At 73.6% G+C, this 14,609-nt stretch carries 13 protein-coding genes; 5 read left to right on the forward strand and 8 right to left on the reverse strand.

The annotated features are described in order from the left end of the window. Window positions 1-71 precede the first annotated feature (71 nt). On the reverse strand, window positions 72-1,628 hold the full coding sequence (guaA, locus tag HUW36_RS12220) for a glutamine-hydrolyzing GMP synthase (protein WP_174528260.1): 1,557 nt from the start codon (window positions 1,626-1,628) through the stop codon (window positions 72-74). A 172-nt stretch (window positions 1,629-1,800) separates the two neighbouring features. On the opposite strand from guaA, the gene HUW36_RS12225 reads away from it, so the two are divergent. Beyond that, on the forward strand, window positions 1,801-2,262 hold the full coding sequence (locus HUW36_RS12225; protein ID WP_174528261.1) for a GNAT family N-acetyltransferase: 462 nt from the start codon (window positions 1,801-1,803) through the stop codon (window positions 2,260-2,262). 42 nt (window positions 2,263-2,304) lie between these two features. Here the strand turns inward: HUW36_RS12225 and HUW36_RS12230 are convergent, their stop codons facing one another. Next, entirely contained in the window at window positions 2,305-3,177 is an 873-nt protein-coding gene (locus HUW36_RS12230; protein ID WP_174528262.1) for a bacteriorhodopsin, read from the reverse strand. Between the two features lie 116 nt (window positions 3,178-3,293). On the opposite strand from HUW36_RS12230, the gene HUW36_RS12235 reads away from it, so the two are divergent. Together HUW36_RS12235 and HUW36_RS12240 are read left to right on the forward strand one after the other, a co-directional pair. Continuing rightward, a complete protein-coding gene (locus tag HUW36_RS12235; RefSeq protein ID WP_174528263.1) occupies window positions 3,294-4,004 on the forward strand; it encodes a bacteriorhodopsin in 711 nt (236 codons plus the stop codon). Then, a complete protein-coding gene (locus tag HUW36_RS12240; protein ID WP_174528264.1) occupies window positions 4,001-4,996 on the forward strand; it encodes a Brp/Blh family beta-carotene 15,15'-dioxygenase in 996 nt (331 codons plus the stop codon). The genes HUW36_RS12235 and HUW36_RS12240 overlap by 4 nt, the downstream gene beginning before the upstream one ends. Window positions 4,997-5,005: 9 nt before the next feature. On the opposite strand, the gene HUW36_RS12245 is transcribed toward HUW36_RS12240, so the two are convergent. Beyond that, a complete protein-coding gene (locus HUW36_RS12245; protein ID WP_174528265.1) occupies window positions 5,006-6,688 on the reverse strand; it encodes an FAD-dependent oxidoreductase in 1,683 nt (560 codons plus the stop codon). Window positions 6,689-6,832: 144 nt separating this feature from the next. Between HUW36_RS12245 and HUW36_RS12250 the strand changes: the two genes are divergently transcribed. Next, on the forward strand, window positions 6,833-7,933 hold the full coding sequence (locus HUW36_RS12250) for an LCP family protein (protein WP_174528266.1): 1,101 nt from the start codon (window positions 6,833-6,835) through the stop codon (window positions 7,931-7,933). 4 nt (window positions 7,934-7,937) lie between these two features. Here the strand turns inward: HUW36_RS12250 and HUW36_RS12255 are convergent, their stop codons facing one another. The 4 genes from HUW36_RS12255 to guaB all read right to left on the reverse strand — a co-directional run bounded on the left by HUW36_RS12255 (window position 7,938) and on the right by guaB (window position 13,663). Further along, window positions 7,938-9,395 (reverse strand): M1 family metallopeptidase, encoded by a 1,458-nt coding sequence (locus tag HUW36_RS12255; protein ID WP_174528267.1) that lies wholly within the window; start codon window positions 9,393-9,395, stop codon window positions 7,938-7,940. 89 nt (window positions 9,396-9,484) lie between these two features. Further along, window positions 9,485-10,876 carry a M1 family metallopeptidase gene (locus HUW36_RS12260; RefSeq protein WP_174528268.1) on the reverse strand — a complete coding sequence of 464 codons (1,392 nt, stop codon included), beginning with the start codon at window positions 10,874-10,876 and terminating at the stop codon, window positions 9,485-9,487. Window positions 10,877-10,947: 71 nt separating this feature from the next. After that, window positions 10,948-12,066 carry a GuaB3 family IMP dehydrogenase-related protein gene (locus tag HUW36_RS12265; RefSeq protein WP_091570345.1) on the reverse strand — a complete coding sequence of 373 codons (1,119 nt, stop codon included), beginning with the start codon at window positions 12,064-12,066 and terminating at the stop codon, window positions 10,948-10,950. Window positions 12,067-12,100: 34 nt separating this feature from the next. Next, window positions 12,101-13,663, reverse strand: coding sequence for an IMP dehydrogenase (gene guaB, locus HUW36_RS12270; protein ID WP_174528269.1), 1,563 nt, complete (start codon window positions 13,661-13,663; stop codon window positions 12,101-12,103). Between the two features lie 197 nt (window positions 13,664-13,860). On the opposite strand from guaB, the gene HUW36_RS12275 reads away from it, so the two are divergent. Further along, window positions 13,861-14,265: a DUF5319 domain-containing protein gene (locus HUW36_RS12275; protein WP_174528270.1), complete on the forward strand. Its 405-nt coding sequence runs from the start codon at window positions 13,861-13,863 to the stop codon at window positions 14,263-14,265. 15 nt (window positions 14,266-14,280) lie between these two features. Here HUW36_RS12275 and HUW36_RS12280 read toward each other — a convergent pair. Beyond that, window positions 14,281-14,609: response regulator transcription factor (locus tag HUW36_RS12280; protein ID WP_174528271.1), on the reverse strand; the 329-nt coding region annotated here is incomplete at its 5' end.

A 14,609-nucleotide genomic window follows, 5' to 3' on the forward strand; every position in this document is an offset into this window, starting at 1 on the left:
CGCGCCCGGCTGGCCGCCGGTCCCGCCGGCCGGGCCACAGGCCGGGCCGCCGCCCGCCGCCTGACCCGGCGTCACTCCCACTCGATGGTGCCCGGCGGCTTGCTGGTCACGTCCAGGACCACGCGGTTGACCTCGGCGACCTCGTTGGTGATCCGGGTGGAGATCCGGGCCACCACGTCGTAGGGCAGCCGGGACCAGTCGGCGGTCATCGCGTCCTCGCTGGAGACCGGGCGCAGCACCACCGGGTGCCCGTAGGTGCGCCCGTCGCCCTGCACGCCGACGCTGCGGACATCGGCCAGCAGCACCACCGGGAACTGCCAGACCCCCCGGTCCAGGCCGGCCGCGGTCAGCTCCTGCCGGGCGATCAGGTCGGCCTTGCGGAGCACTGCGAGGCGCTCCTCGTCGACCGCGCCGATGATCCGGATGGCCAGACCCGGGCCGGGGAACGGGTGCCGCCACACCATCGCCTCGGGCAGGCCCAGCTCCAGGCCGATCGTGCGGACCTCGTCCTTGAACAACGTACGCAGCGGCTCGACCAGGGAGAACTTCAGGTCCTCGGGCAGGCCGCCGACGTTGTGGTGGCTCTTGATGTTGGCGGTGCCGGTGCCGCCGCCGGACTCCACCACGTCCGGGTAGAGCGTGCCCTGCACCAGGAACTCGACGTCACCGTGCGCAGCGATCTCCCGGGCGGCGGACTCGAAGACGCGGATGAACTCCCGACCGATGATCTTGCGCTTCTGCTCCGGATCGGTCACCCCGGCGAGCGCGCCGAGGAACCGCTCCCGCGCGTCGACCACCTTGAGCCGGATGCCGGTCGCGGCGACGTAGTCCTTCTCCACCTGCTCGGCCTCACCGGCCCGCAGCAGCCCGTGGTCCACGAACACGCAGGTGAGCTGGTCGCCGACGGCCCGGTGCACGAGCGCCGCGGCGACCGCCGAGTCGACGCCGCCGGAGAGGCCGCAGATGACCTCCTTGTCGCCGACCTGCTCGCGGATCCGGGCGACCTGCTCGTCGATGATGTTCTCGGGCGTCCAGGTGGGCGCGACGCCGGCGATCTCGTAGAGGAAGCGGGTCAGCATCTCCTGACCGTGCGCGGTGTGCCCCACCTCGGGGTGGAACTGCACGCCGGCCCGGCGGCCGGCCAGGTCCTCGAACGCCGCGACCGGGGCGCCCGCCGACTCGGCGGTGACCGTGAAGCCCTCCGGGGCCTCGGTGACGCAGTCGCCGTGGCTCATCCAGACCGGCAGGTCGGCCGGCAGGTCCCGCAGCAGCACACCGGGCTCGGTCAGGCGCGGGCGCAGCGGGGTGCCGCCGTACTCGCGGTTGCCGGTCCGCGCGACCGTGCCGCCGAGCGCCTGGGCCATCGCCTGGAAGCCGTAGCAGATGCCGAAGACCGGCACGTCGGTGTCGAACATGCCGGCGTCGATCTGCGGGGCGTCCGGGGCGTAGACGCTGGCCGGGCCACCGGACAGGATGATCGCCGCCGGGTCCTTCGCCAGCATCTCGGACACCGGCATCGAATGCGGGACGATCTCCGAGTAGACCCTCGCCTCGCGGACACGGCGCGCGATGAGCTGGGCGTACTGGGCTCCGAAGTCCACCACGAGGACGGGGCGAGGCGTGCTCATGTGGGCAAAGCCTACCGACAGTCACCGGCACCGCGGACGCGCCCCGCACACTCCGCGTGGCGGGTGACCGAGGACTCCGGTACGCCCCGACTTGTCCGTCCGGACCGCCACCGGTCCACCGGCCCGATAGCGTGCCGCCGACCCGACCGACGAGGACGACAGGGGCGGACCGATGACCAGCACGGTGACGATTCGCGACTTCCGGCCGGACGACGGCGAGGCGCTGTCGGCGCTTGTCGTCCGCTGTCTGCGCGAGGTGAACAGCCGCGACTACCCGGCCGAACTGATCGACCGGATGTGCGACCACTTCTCCCCGGACCGCTTCCGCCGGCTCGGCCGCGAGCGACGCGTCTACGTCGCGGAGCGGGACGGCCGCGTCGTCGGCACGGTCTCCCGCGACGGCAACAAGGTCTACACCATGTTCGTCGATCCGGACGCGCACGGCGGCGGCATCGGCCGCCTGTTGATGCGGCACGTCGAAGACCTGGCCAGAGCCGAGGGTCACGACTTCATGGAGACCGGCGCCAGCATCACCGGGCACGGCTTCTACCAGCGCATCGGCTATCAGGACGTGCGGGTGAGCGACACCGAGTTCGGGATCAACCACATCCTCCGGCGGTCGCTGCGGCCCTAGCCTCGCGGGACGTCACCCGGAGGGCCACCTGGTCGGGGTGGATCACCGGGCCCCGCCGCGCCCGCCGCCGCCCCGTCCCGCCCGGTCCGTCGCGCCGCCCCCACCGGTCATCCCGCCGCGAGGGAGGGCGACCTCGTCGGCCACCGCCGGCGCGTACCCTTCGGTCGCGCTGATCCGGCGGGCGATGATCCCGAGCAGGACGCCGTAGACGACCTTCGAGGTGATGTCCGCGACGGTGTACGTGAGCTGCCGCGCGACCACGCCGTCGGCCGAGTCCCAGAGGGCCGGCATGAGGTAGGCCCCGGGGTAGAGCAGCCAGGACACGAGCACCAGCCACCACACGCCGCGGGCCAGCGGTCGCGCCGTCGGGGGCAGCCGGTCCAGGTTGCCGAAGATGGTCCGCGCGACGAGGACCAGCAGGAGCACGAAGAAGACCGTGCTGACCAGCCCCCACACCCAGAACGGCGCCGAGCGCTGCACCTCGTGGAACTGGCCCGCGTACCCGGTGTAGATCATGGCGAGCCCACCGGCGACGAAGGCGACCCAGGCCAGGTGGAATCGGCGGCCGGTCACCCCCATGACCACCAGCAACTGGATCAACAGCACCGGAACGTCGATCGACCAGTTGACGTAGCGGTAGCCGTTGGAGAAGAGGGTGCCGGACTGGACGAACGCCGTGCCGTCCCAGCGGAAGGCGCCCACCCACCGCTGGTAGAGCAGGAACAGCTCGAAGAAGGCCGACACCATCACCACGGCCGAGAGCACGGAGGAGAACTGGTAACGCGGCGCGACCGAGCCCCGGGTCACCAGGAAGTAGACCAGCCCGGCCGCCATCACCGCGAATCCCAGGCTGAGGACGTGGGAGATCAGCGTGAACTGGTCCACGTTGTAGGAGAAGGTGTTCTCGAAGTTCATCGCCGTCCCCGCCCACAGCCGTCCAGATCGCCGGATAAGTCCGTTATCAACCGTTACCGTAGGTCGGTGAGCGCGGCGCCGACGGGAATCCGCCGATCCTCGATCCGGAGTGCGGCGTGACCGGCTGGTGGTTGTGGCTGTACGTCACCTCGATGGCAGGCGGGACGCTGCTCTTCCTCGCCTGGTGGGCACGGCCCCGCGGTGTCCCCGCGATCGAGTACCAGGTCGCGGTCGCGGTTCCCGTCTGGTCCGGGCTCTGGTACACCGCCCTCGCCCTCGGCGGTGGCCGGGTGACGGATGCCGGCGGCCAGTCGGTCTACTGGGCCCGCTACGCCGACTGGGCGGTCAGCGCCTCGCTCCTGCTGGTCGCGCTCGCGCTCACCGCCACCCACGCCCTGCCCGGCCGGCACCCGGTCCTGCCGGCCACCCTGGTCGGGCTGAACCTCGCCATGATCGCCGCCGGCCTCCTCGCCGACCTCTCCGCCGACCCGGGGAGCCGATACCGGTACTTCACCCTCGGCACCGTGGCGCTGCTGGGCATCTTCGCGGTGATCTGGGGGCCACTGCGATCCGTCGCACGTCGCCAGCCCGACGGGTTGCGCCACGCGTACGTCGAGGCGGCGGCCGTGCTCACCGTCCTCTGGATCGGATACCCACTGATCTGGCTCGCCGGCCCGTCCGGCCTCGAGCTGCTCGGCCCGACCACGGACACCGCCCTGTTCGTGCTGCTCTCCGTCGCGTCGAAGGTCGGCTGGGGCGCCCTCGACCTGGCCCGGCTGCGCAGCCTGGCCCGACGGAACGAACTCGCGGTCGCGGGACGGCCGTGACCACCCCCGCCGGCGCCCCGGGGCGGCACCGTCCGGTCATCGCGCCGGACCCGGCGGCACCCGGGCTGCCGGCGGGCCGGGGACACGCCTCCGTCCTGGCCGTCGCCGGCCTGCTCGCCCTGGCACCGCTGATCCGTCACACCGGGGTCGGGACCTCGCCCGCGTACCTGCTGGCCGGGCTGCTCGCCGGCCTGCCACACGGAGCGGTGGACCACCTGGTGCCCGGCTGGTCGTCCGCACGGGCCCGGTCCCCGGCGGCCCGGTTGGCCGTGCCGCTCGGCTACGCCGCCGTCGCCGCCCTGGTGCTCGTGGTGTTCCAGGCCGCACCGACACCGGCACTGCTGGCCTTCCTCGTGCTGTCGGTGATCCACTTCGGCGCCGCCGACGAGGCGTTCCACGCCGAACGGGACGGGCGACCGGTCCGCTACTCACCGGCCGGAGTACTCGCCCGCGGCGGCCCGCCGGTGGTCGTACCGCTGCTGGTCTGGCCCGAGACGGTCGATCCGCTGTTGGCGGCGGTCGCCCCCGGCGCGCCCGCGGCGCTCAGCCCTGGGCTGCGGCTACTGGCTCTCGGATGTCTGGTGGCCGCCGGCACCCTCACCGTCGTGCGGGACCTGCGCGGCGGGCGTCTCCTCGCCGCCGCCGAACCGGTCCTGCTTCTCGCCCTCTTCGCCGCCGTACCGCCGGCGCTGGCCGTCGGGACGTACTTCGCCGCCTGGCACGCCGCCCGGCACGTGTCCCGGTTGTTGCGCGCGCACCCTGCCAACCGGTCCGACCTGGCGGCCGGCCGGTGGACGGCGCCACTGGGTCGCTTCGCGCGAGCCGCTGCCCTGCCCACCCTCATCGCCGCAGCCGTGCCGGTGGTGCTGGCGGGCTGGCCGGGACGGCCATTCGATCCGCTGGCACTGACGGTCGCCGTGCTGGCCGCCCTGACCGTGCCGCACACCGTGGTGGTCGCCTGGCTGGACCGGCGCCGCCCACCGGTCGGCTGACCTGCCGGCTCAGCGCAGCGCGGCCGGGGCGTGCGCCGGCACCGCCGGGTTCCGCGGCGGCACCGGGTCCACCCGGGCGTACGCCGAGCCGAGCGCCGGCCGCGGGTCCGCCTCGCCCTTGTTCGGCCAGAACGACATGGCCCGCTCGGCCTGGGCGGTGATCGTCAGCGACGGGTTCACACCCAGGTTCGCCGACACCGCCGCGCCGTCCACCACGTGCAGCCCCGGGTGCCCGTACACCCGGTGCCACGGGTCCACCACGCCCTCGTCCGGGCCGGCGCCGATCACCGCGCCACCGAGGATGTGCGCGGTCATCGGGATGTTGAACGGCTCGGTCACCGCACCCCCCGGGGTGCCGTCGATCTCCTCGGCGAGCATCCGGACCGCCTCGTTCCCGGCCGGGATCCAGGTCGGGTTGGGCGCGCCGTGGCCCGGCCCGGAGACCAGCCGGCCCCGCCGGTAGCGGGTGGTCAGCGAGTTGTCGACCGACTGCATGACCAGCGCGATGACGGTGCGCTCGGACCAGCCCCGGACGGACAGCATCCGCGCCGCCAGCCCCGGCTGCCGGACGATGCTGCCCAGCCAGCGCCGGACCCGGCGCGGGCCGCCGTCGACGAGCAGCGACTGGAGCAGGCCCATGGCGTTGGAGCCCTTGCCGTAGCGGACCGGTTCGATGTGGGTCTGCGGATCGGGGTGGAACGAACTGGTGATCGCCACCCCCTCGGAGAAGTCCAGGCCACGCCGCCGGGCCGCGCCGGACCCCACCGAGGCGCCGAGGATCGCCTCGGAGTTGGTCCGGGTCAGCTCACCCAGCCGGGGTGAGAGCGCCGGCAGCGCGCCGGTGGCCCGCATCTCGTGCAGCAGCCGCTGGGTGCCCAGCGCGCCGGCCGCGAAGACCACCTGGTCGGCGTGGATCACCGCGCGCCGCTTGCGCAGCCAGGCGCCGGTGCGCTCGGTGTGCACCGTGTAGCCGCCCGCCGGGTCCGGCCGGACGGCGGTCACCGTGGTCAGCGGGTGCACCTGCGCGCCGAGCCGCTCGGCGAGCCAGAGGTAGTTCTTGACGAGTGTGTTCTTGGCCCCGTGCCGGCACCCGGTCATGCACGAGCCGCAGTGGCTGCACCCGGTGCGGTCCGGGCCCACCCCGCCGAAGTACGGGTCGGGCACGCGCTGGCCGGGGCGTCCGATGTGCACGCCGACCGGCGTCGGGTGGAACGTGTGCGCCACCCCCATCCGCTCGGCCACCGCCCGCATCGCCCGGTCCGCGCCGGTGACGATCGGGTACGTGGTGACGCCGAGCATCCGCTTCGCCTGGTCGTAGTGGCGGGCCAGTTCGTCACGCCAGTCGGTGATGTCGCGCCACTGCGGGTCGGCGTAGAACGCGTCGAGCGGCTCGTAGAGCGTGTTCGCGTAGACGAGCGAGCCGCCGCCCACCCCGGCGCCGGAGAGCACCAGCACGCCGCCGCCACTCTTCCGGTCGGCGGAGCGGAGCAGAGTGATCCGCTGGAGCCCGAAACAACCGAGCTTCGGCGCCCAGAGGAACCGTCGCGCCTGCCAGGAGGTCTTCGGGAACTCCTCGTCGGCGAAACGTCGGCCGGCCTCCAGCACGCCGACCGAGTAACCCTTCTCGGCCAGCCGGAGCGCGGTGACGCTGCCGCCGAAGCCCGATCCGATGACGACCACGTCGTAGCGCATGAACGCATCATTACCGACGGGTAGCTATGGCGCCAGCAAGAGTTTTTCGCAGATCATGCAGAGCGCTTCGACCGCTGGGATTCCCGCCGCTGCAACCGCTGGCACCTCCCGACGCGTCGAACACGACGGGGAGAGGACGAAACCGTGACGAGACGACGCCTGCTGGGCCTGGCCGCCCTGGTGGCGGTGCTGCTGGTCGCCGCCGGGGCGGTGGTGACCACCCGGCTGGTGGCGCACCGCTCCCCCGACCGGGCCGCCGCGCCGGCCACCCCGACACCGGCGTCACCCACCCCGGCCCCGACCACCGCCAGCCCGACCCCACCGCCCGGCGCCGACCTGACCGGGCCGCTCAACCTGATGCTGGTCGGGGTCGACACCCGGGTCAGCATCCCCGGCTGGGAGCCGCACGCCGACGCCGTGCTGGTGCTGCACGTGCCCGCCGGGCTGGGCCGGGCGTACCTGTTCTCGCTCCCCCGCGACCTGGTGGTCGACATCCCCGCCTTCCCCAAGGCGCGCTACCCGGGCGGCCGGACCAAGCTCACCCACGCGATGAGCTACGGCAGCCGGGTGCCGGGCGACAAGCGGCACCCCAGCACCGCCCAGGGGTACGAGCTGCTGCGCACCACCGTCTCCCGCTACACCGGGCTGCGCATCGACGCCGGCGCGGTGATCACCTTCGGCGGCTTCGACAAGCTGGTGGACACGCTCGGCGGGGTCGACCTCTACGTCGACCAGCGGGTCGCCTCCCGGCACCGCCGGCCGGACGGGACCATGCGGCCGCTGGGCGGCGGCGGGTACACCGGCCCGCAGATGGTCTACGAGAAGGGCACCCGCCACCTGACCGGCTGGCAGGCGCTCGACTACGCCCGGCAGCGCTACACCGCCGGCGGCGACTACACCCGGCAGCGACACCAGCAGCAGCTGCTCCGGGCGCTCGCCCGCAAGCTCGTCGAGCAGGGCACCGCCCGCGACCCGCAGCGCGTCGAGCAGGTCGTCGCCGCGCTCGGTCGGACCCTGGTGTACGTCGGAGGCGGGCGCAAGCTCGTCGACTTCGCGTACGCCCTCGGTGGTCTGCCGGCCGACCGCCTCACCCTGGTGGCGCTGCCCGGGGCGGGCGTGGGCAGCGGCGGCGCGTACCGGGGCGAACAGCTCCGGCCGCTGGGCCGGGAGTTCCTCACCGCACTGCGCGGCGGACGCGCGGAGACGTTCCTGGCCGCGCACCCGACCCTGCGCGTGAAGACCTGAGCCGCTACAGCGGCTTCGGGGCGGCCGGCCGCTCGGTGCCGTACAGCCAGGCGTCGAACACCTTGCCGAGCTTCTTCCCGGACACCCGCTCGGCCAGCGCCACGAAGTCGGCGGTGGTGCCGTTGCCGTGCCTGCGCTCCGCCGCCCAGGTGCGCAGCACCGTGAAGAACGCGGTGTCGCCCACCGCGACCCGCAACGCGTGCACGGTCATCCCGCCCCGGTCGTAGACCGAGCGGCCGAACAGGTTCGCCACGCCCGGCTTGCCCGGCGGCGTCCGCCAGACCTGGCCGGGCGCGTTGGCGTACTGCTGCTCGAACGTGCGCTGGACGGTCGAGGAGCCGCTGTGCTCGGCCCACAGCCACTCGGCGTACGTGGCCAGCCCCTCGTTGAGCCAGATGTCCTGCCAGCGCTGGAGCGACACGCTGTCGCCGTACCACTGGTGGGCCAGCTCGTGCGCGACCACGCCGGTGTTGTCGCCCTGCCGGAAGAACCCGGCCGAGTAGACCGGGCGGCTCTGCGTCTCCAGCGCGTACCGGATCCGCTCGTCGGCCACCACCACGCCGCCGTACGCGTCGAACGGGTACGGCCCGAAGACGCTCTCCAGGTAGTCGGCGACCTCGACGGTGCGGGCGATCGACCGGTCCGGCGCGCCCTCGGCCACCCGCGTGGTGACCGCGCTGTAGACCGGCCGTCCCTTGTGCCGGCCGGTGGTGACGCGGAACTTCCCGATCACCACGGTGGTCAGGTAGCTGGCCATCGGTGAGCCCTCCGACCAGCGCCAGGTGGTCCAGCCGCCGGTGGTCGTCCGCCCCTTCGGCACCCCGTTGCCGACCGCCGTCAGCCCCTTGGGAACGGTGATCTCGACGTCGTAGGTGGCCTTGTCCGACGGGTGGTCGTTCACCGGGTACCAGGTGCTCGCCGACTCCGGCTGGCCGAGCGCGATCGCCCCGTCCGCGGTGTGCAGCCAGCCGCCCTCGCCGAGCGCCTCGTTGCGCAGCGCCTCCGGCCGGCCGTCGTACCGGACCTCGGCCACGAAGCCGTTGCCGGAGGTGAGGCCGGTGGCGGGGGTGACCACCAGCTCGTCGTCGTCGCGGGCGTGCCGGGCGGCGACGCCGTCCACGGTGACCGAGCGGACGGTCAGGCCGGCCAGGTCCAGGTTGAACGCGGACAGGTCGGTGGTCGCGGTGGCCCGCACCGTGGTGGTGCCGGTGAGCTTGTCGGTGTCCGGGTCGTAGCGCACCTGCACCGTGTAGTGCGCGACGTCGTAGCCCCCGTTGCCGTAGCTCGGGAAGTAGGGGTCGCCGGCCCCGGGCCCGCCGGGCGCGAACCGGCGCGTCGCCGACGGCTCGGGCGAGGTGGGCGCCGCGGCGCTCCGGTCCGCCTCGGGGGATCCGCAGCCGGCGAGCAGCAGCGTCCCGCAGGCCAGCAGCCCGAGCCCTCGTCGTCCGCCGCGCCGCGCCATGATCTCGATCCCTCCCGGGGTCCGAACGGCGGCCCTGCCCTCGGGCCGCTCCGCCCGCGGCAGCCTACCGAGCGGCGGTCACGTCCGCGTCACGGCAGGCCCGGCGGGGTCGCCCCGACCAACCACGCGTCGAGCAGCGCGCGCACCGGCCGCCCGGCGGTCCGCTCGGCGTACCCGACGAAGTCGGCGGTGGTGGCGTTGCCGTCGCGGTGCTGCGCCAGCCAGCCGCGCAGGATCCGGAAGAACGTGTCGTCGCCGACCGCGCGGCGCAACGCGTGCACCGCGAGCGCGCCCCGCTGGTAGACCGCGTCGCCGAACATCCCGGCCCGGCCCGGGTCGACGGTGGGCCGGGTCCAGTCGGTGGTGGCGTACCGGTCGGCGACGGTCCGCGCCACGGTCCGCCCGCCGTCGTGCTCGGCCCAGAGCCATTCGGCGTACGTGGCGAAGCCCTCGTTCAGCCAGATGTCGCTCCACCGGGCCACCGAGACGCTGTCGCCGAACCACTGGTGGGCCAGCTCGTGCGCGACCACCTCCGTGTTCGGCCGGTCGCCGGTGAAGAAGCCCGGCCCGTAGACCGGCCGGCTCTGCGTCTCCAGCGCGTACCGGATCCGCTCGTCGGCCACCACCACGCCGCCGTACGCGTCGAACGGGTACGGCCCGAAGCGGGCGGCCAGGAAGTCGGCGACCTCACCGGTGCGGGCCACCGACGCGGCGGCCGGGCCGTCCGCGGGCAACGCCGAGGCGACGGCCGTGACCAGCGGCCGACCGGCATGGGTGCCGGTGGTGACGCGGTAGTCGCCGATCACCAGCGTGGTCAGGTAGCTGGCCATCGGCGAGCCCTCCGACCAGCGCCAGGTGGTCCGGCCACCGGCGCTCGTCCGTCCCTTCGGGACACCGTTGCTCAGTGCGGTGAGCCCGTCCGGCACGGTGATCGCGATGTCGTAGGTGGCCTTGTCCGACGGGTGGTCGTTGACCGGGTACCAGGTGCTGGCCGACTCGGGCTGGCCGAGCGCGATCGCGCCGTCTCCGGTGGCGTGGAAGCCGCCGTCGCCCAGTTCCGCGTTGGGCAGGGGCTTCGGCACCCCGCCGTAGGTCACCTCGACGGTGAACCGCCGGCCCGCCGGCAGCCCGTTCCTCGGGGTGACGACCAGTTCGGCGTCGTCGTGGCGGTGCCTTGCCCGCTCGCCGTCGACGCGGACCCGGTCGACGTCGAGGCCGGCCAGGTCGAGCTGGAAGCGGGACAGCGCCTCGGTGGCGGTCGCGGTCACCGTGGCCGTACCGGTGAGCCGGTCGTCGCCCGGGTCGTAGCGGACGTCCAGCGCGTAGTGCCCGACGTCGTAGCCGCCGTTGCCGGCCCCCGGCACGTACGGGTCACCGGCGTCGGCCGCGCCGGGCCGGAACCCGCCCCGGTCGTCTCCGGTGCACGCGGTCGTCAGCAGCGCCGCCGCCAGCGCCGCCGCGCACCACCGCACCCGTCTCACCCCGGCGAGCCTAGACGCGCGACGGCGCGGACGGGGTCGAACCCGCGTCCGCGCCGTCGCGTCGTGCCTGCTCAGCGGTCGAGGACCAGGCCGACCTTCTGGAACTCCTTGAGGTCGCGGTAGCCGCACTTGGCCATCGCGCGGCGCAGCCCGCCGAAGAGGTTGAGCTGCCCGTCCGGCTCGTCCGCCGGGCCGAACAGCAGCCGCTCCATCGAGCCGAGCGGCTCGCCGGCCACCTCGAACGCGCCCCGGGGCAGGGACGGGTGGCTGGCCGCGGAGTGCCACCAGGCGCCGCCGGCCGGTGCCTCCTCGCAGAGCGAGAGCGGCTCGCCGAGCATCACCGCGTCCGCGCCGCAGCCGAGGGCCTTGGCGATGTCGCCGGAGGTCTGCATGTCACCGTCGGCGATCAGGTGCACGTACCGGCCGCCGGTCTCGTCCAGGTAGTCGCGGCGGGCCGCGGCGGCGTCGGCGATGGCGGTGGCCATCGGCACCCGGATACCGAGCACCGACTCGGTGGTCGACCAGTCGTCGCCGCCGATGCCCACGATCACGCCGGCCGCGCCGGTGCGCATGAGGTGCAGCGCGGTCTTGTAGTCGGTGCAGCCGCCAACGATGACCGGCAGGTCGAGGTCGGCGATGAACTCCTTGAGGTTGAGCGGCTCGTCGGTGGTGGAGACGTGCTCGGCGGAGACAAGCGTGCCCTGGATGACCAGGATGTCCACGCCGGCGTCGAGGATCACCGGGGCCAGCGCCAGGGTGTGCTGCGGCGACACCCGGACGGCCACGGTGCCGCCGCCGGCCCGCAGCTCGCGGACCCGCTCGGCGATCAGGTCGGGGCGGATCGGCTCGGCGTAGACCTCCTGGAGGCGCTTGGTCGCCCGCGCGTCCTCGCCGAGTCCGGCCAGCTCCTCCAGGATCTTGGCCGGGTTCTCGTAGCGGGTCCAGAGGCCCTCGACGTTGAGCACGCCGAGGCCACCGAGCTGACCGAGGCGCACCGCCGAGGCGGGGCTCATGGTCGCGTCCGAGGGGTGCCCGACACAGGGGATGCCGAACGGGTAGGCGTCGAGCTGCCAGGCCGTGGAGACGTCGTCGACGTCCCGGGTGCGGCGGCTCGGCACGATGGCGATGTCGTCCAGGTGGTAACCGCGCTGCGCGGTCTTGCCCAGCCCGATCTCGACCACGTCACGCATGGGGACTCCAGATGTGTTCGGGGGTGGAGGGGGGTCAGCGGGTGTGGTAGTTGGGCGCCTCGACGGTCATCTGGATGTCGTGCGGGTGGCTCTCCTTGAGCCCGGCCGCGGTGATCCGGATGAGCTGCCCACGCTGGTGCAGCTCGGCGATGCTCTCCGCGCCCGCGTATCCCATGGCGAGCCGCAGGCCGCCGGTGAGCTGGTGGGCGACCTGGGCGAGCGGGCCACGGTAGGGCACCTGGCCCTCGACGCCCTCGGGCACCAGCTTCTCGTCGCTCGTCACGTCCTGCTGGAAGTAACGGTCCTTGGAGTACGACTTGACCTGGCCGCGGGACTGCATCGCGCCGAGCGAGCCCATCCCCCGGTAGGCCTTGTACTGCTTGCCGTTGACGAAGATCAGCTCGCCGGGGCTCTCCTCGCAGCCGGCCAGCAGGCTGCCGAGCATCACCGTGTCGGCGCCGGCCACCAGCGCCTTGGCGATGTCGCCCGAGTACTGGATGCCGCCGTCGCCGATCACCGGGACGCCGGCCGGCCGGGCCGCCCGCGCCGCTTCCATGATCGCGGTGATCTGCGGGACGCCCACCCCGGCCACGATCCGGGTGGTGCAGATGGCACCCGGGCCGACGCCCACCTTGACGCCGTCGGCGCCGGCGTCGACGAGCGCCTTCGCGCCCGCGTAGGTGGCGATGTTGCCCCCCACGATGTCGATGCTCACGTCCCGCTTGAGCCGGCCGACCATCTCCAGCACCGCCCGCTGGTGACCGTGCGCGGTGTCCACGATCAGCACGTCGACACCCGCGTCGACGAGCGTCCGGGCCCGCTTGTACGAGTCCTCGCCGACGCCGATCGCGGCGGCGACCCGGAGCCGGCCCGCCTCGTCCTTGGTGGCCTCCGGGTACTGCTCGCTCTTGGTGAAGTCCTTGACCGTGATGAGGCCGCGCAGCGCGCCGGACTCGTCGACGATCGGGAGCTTCTCCACCTTGTGGCGGCGCAGCAGGTCGAGTGCGTCGTCCTTGCTCACCCCGACCGGGGCGGTGATCAGCGGCGTCCGGGTCATGATGTCGCGGACCGGCGTGGCCGGGTCGGAGACGAAGCGCATGTCGCGGTTCGTCACGATGCCGACCAGCTGGCCCTGCCCGTCGACCACCGGCACGCCGGAGATGCGGTAGCGCCCGCAGAGCGCGTCCACGTCGCGGAGCGTGTCGTCCGGGCTGGCGGTCACCGGGTTGGTGATCATGCCGGACTCGGAGCGCTTGACCAGGTCGACCTGGAGCGCCTGGTCCTCGACGGAGAGGTTGCGGTGCAGCACGCCGATGCCGCCCTGGCGGGCCATGGCGATCGCCATCCGGGCCTCGGTGACGGTGTCCATCGCGCTGGACAGCAGCGGCACGGTCAGCTCGATGTTGCGGGTGAGGCGGGTGCGGGTGTTGACCCGGCTGGGCACGACGTCCGACTCGCCCGGCTGCAGCAGCACGTCGTCGAAGGTCAACCCGAGCGGCACCACCCGGGCCGAACCGGCCGGCAGCTCGGGCAGATGGCCACCCAGCTCCCCGCCGTCGCGGCCGGCCGGGATCTCGGTGCTGGGCGAATTCTCCACGATTGCTCCCCTGAGCTGGTCGAACGGGCTGCAGCGAGGCGGCGCGCGCGGGCACCGGCGTGCGCCGGCGTGACGGCGCGTCGCCTCATCGTACCCACTGGCCTGCCCCGCCCCGGGCAGCGGCGGGCCTGGCGTAGGCCGGGCCACAGCGCGGCCGTGGGCGGGCTTTCCGGCGGCGCGGGGTCTACGGTGAGGGGGTGCACGACGAGCCCATCGACCCGTTCAACGGCGACCCGGCCGATCCGGCTGCCGGCCTGCACGATCCCGGCGACGACGACGCGCTCGACCCGCTGACCGAGGTCGAGCGGCAGGACGTCCTGGAGGATCTCGCCGACCTGGAGATCTACCAGGCCCTGCTCCAGCCGATCGGCGTGCGCGGGCTGGTGATCGAGTGCGAGGACTGCCGCGAGCCGCACTACTTCGACTGGGACCTGCTCCGGGGCAACCTGCGCCACCTGCTCAACTCGGGCCGGCCCCGGGTGCACGAGCCGGCCTACGACCCCGACCCGGACCACTACGTGAGCTGGGACTACGCCCGCGGCTACGCCGACGGCGTGCACGACACGCTCACCGAGGGCACGGACGACACCGCGGAGGAGTGACAGCCGCCGGGTGGGTCAGGCGACCAGGCCGGCCCGGAACCCGGCCGCCACGGCGTGCGCCCGGTCCCGTGCGCCCAGCTTGCGGAACAGTCGCCGGGCGTGCGTCTTGACGGTGTCCTCGGAGACGAACAGCTCCCGCCCGATCTCCGCGTTGCTCTTGCCCTCCGCCATGCCGAGGAGCACCTGAAGCTCACGCTCGGTGAGCCCGATCGCGCTGCGCGGCGTCCGCGTCGGCCGCTGGGAGGTGCCGGACTGGGCCGCCTCGGCCCCGTCCGCCGCCGGGTCGTTCGGGTCCTCGCCCCGCTGCACCGGCACCACCGTGGGCAGGCCGGCGGCGTCCGTCG

This window comes from Micromonospora maritima, from assembly GCF_902825405.1.
GTDB lineage: Bacteria > Actinomycetota > Actinomycetes > Mycobacteriales > Micromonosporaceae > Micromonospora > Micromonospora maritima.

Bases quoted from the DNA above. Each gene is read 5' to 3' on its own strand.
- guaA (WP_174528260.1), bottom strand. From the start codon at position 1,628: ATGAGCACGCCTCGCCCCGTCCTCGTGGTGGACTTCGGAGCCCAGTAC.
- HUW36_RS12225 (WP_174528261.1), top strand. From the start codon at position 1,801: ATGACCAGCACGGTGACGATTCGCGACTTCCGGCCGGACGACGGCGAG.
- HUW36_RS12230 (WP_174528262.1), bottom strand. From the start codon at position 3,177: ATGAACTTCGAGAACACCTTCTCCTACAACGTGGACCAGTTCACGCTG.
- HUW36_RS12245 (WP_174528265.1), bottom strand. From the start codon at position 6,688: ATGCGCTACGACGTGGTCGTCATCGGATCGGGCTTCGGCGGCAGCGTC.
- HUW36_RS12255 (WP_174528267.1), bottom strand. From the start codon at position 9,395: ATGGCGCGGCGCGGCGGACGACGAGGGCTCGGGCTGCTGGCCTGCGGG.
- HUW36_RS12265 (WP_091570345.1), bottom strand. From the start codon at position 12,066: ATGCGTGACGTGGTCGAGATCGGGCTGGGCAAGACCGCGCAGCGCGGT.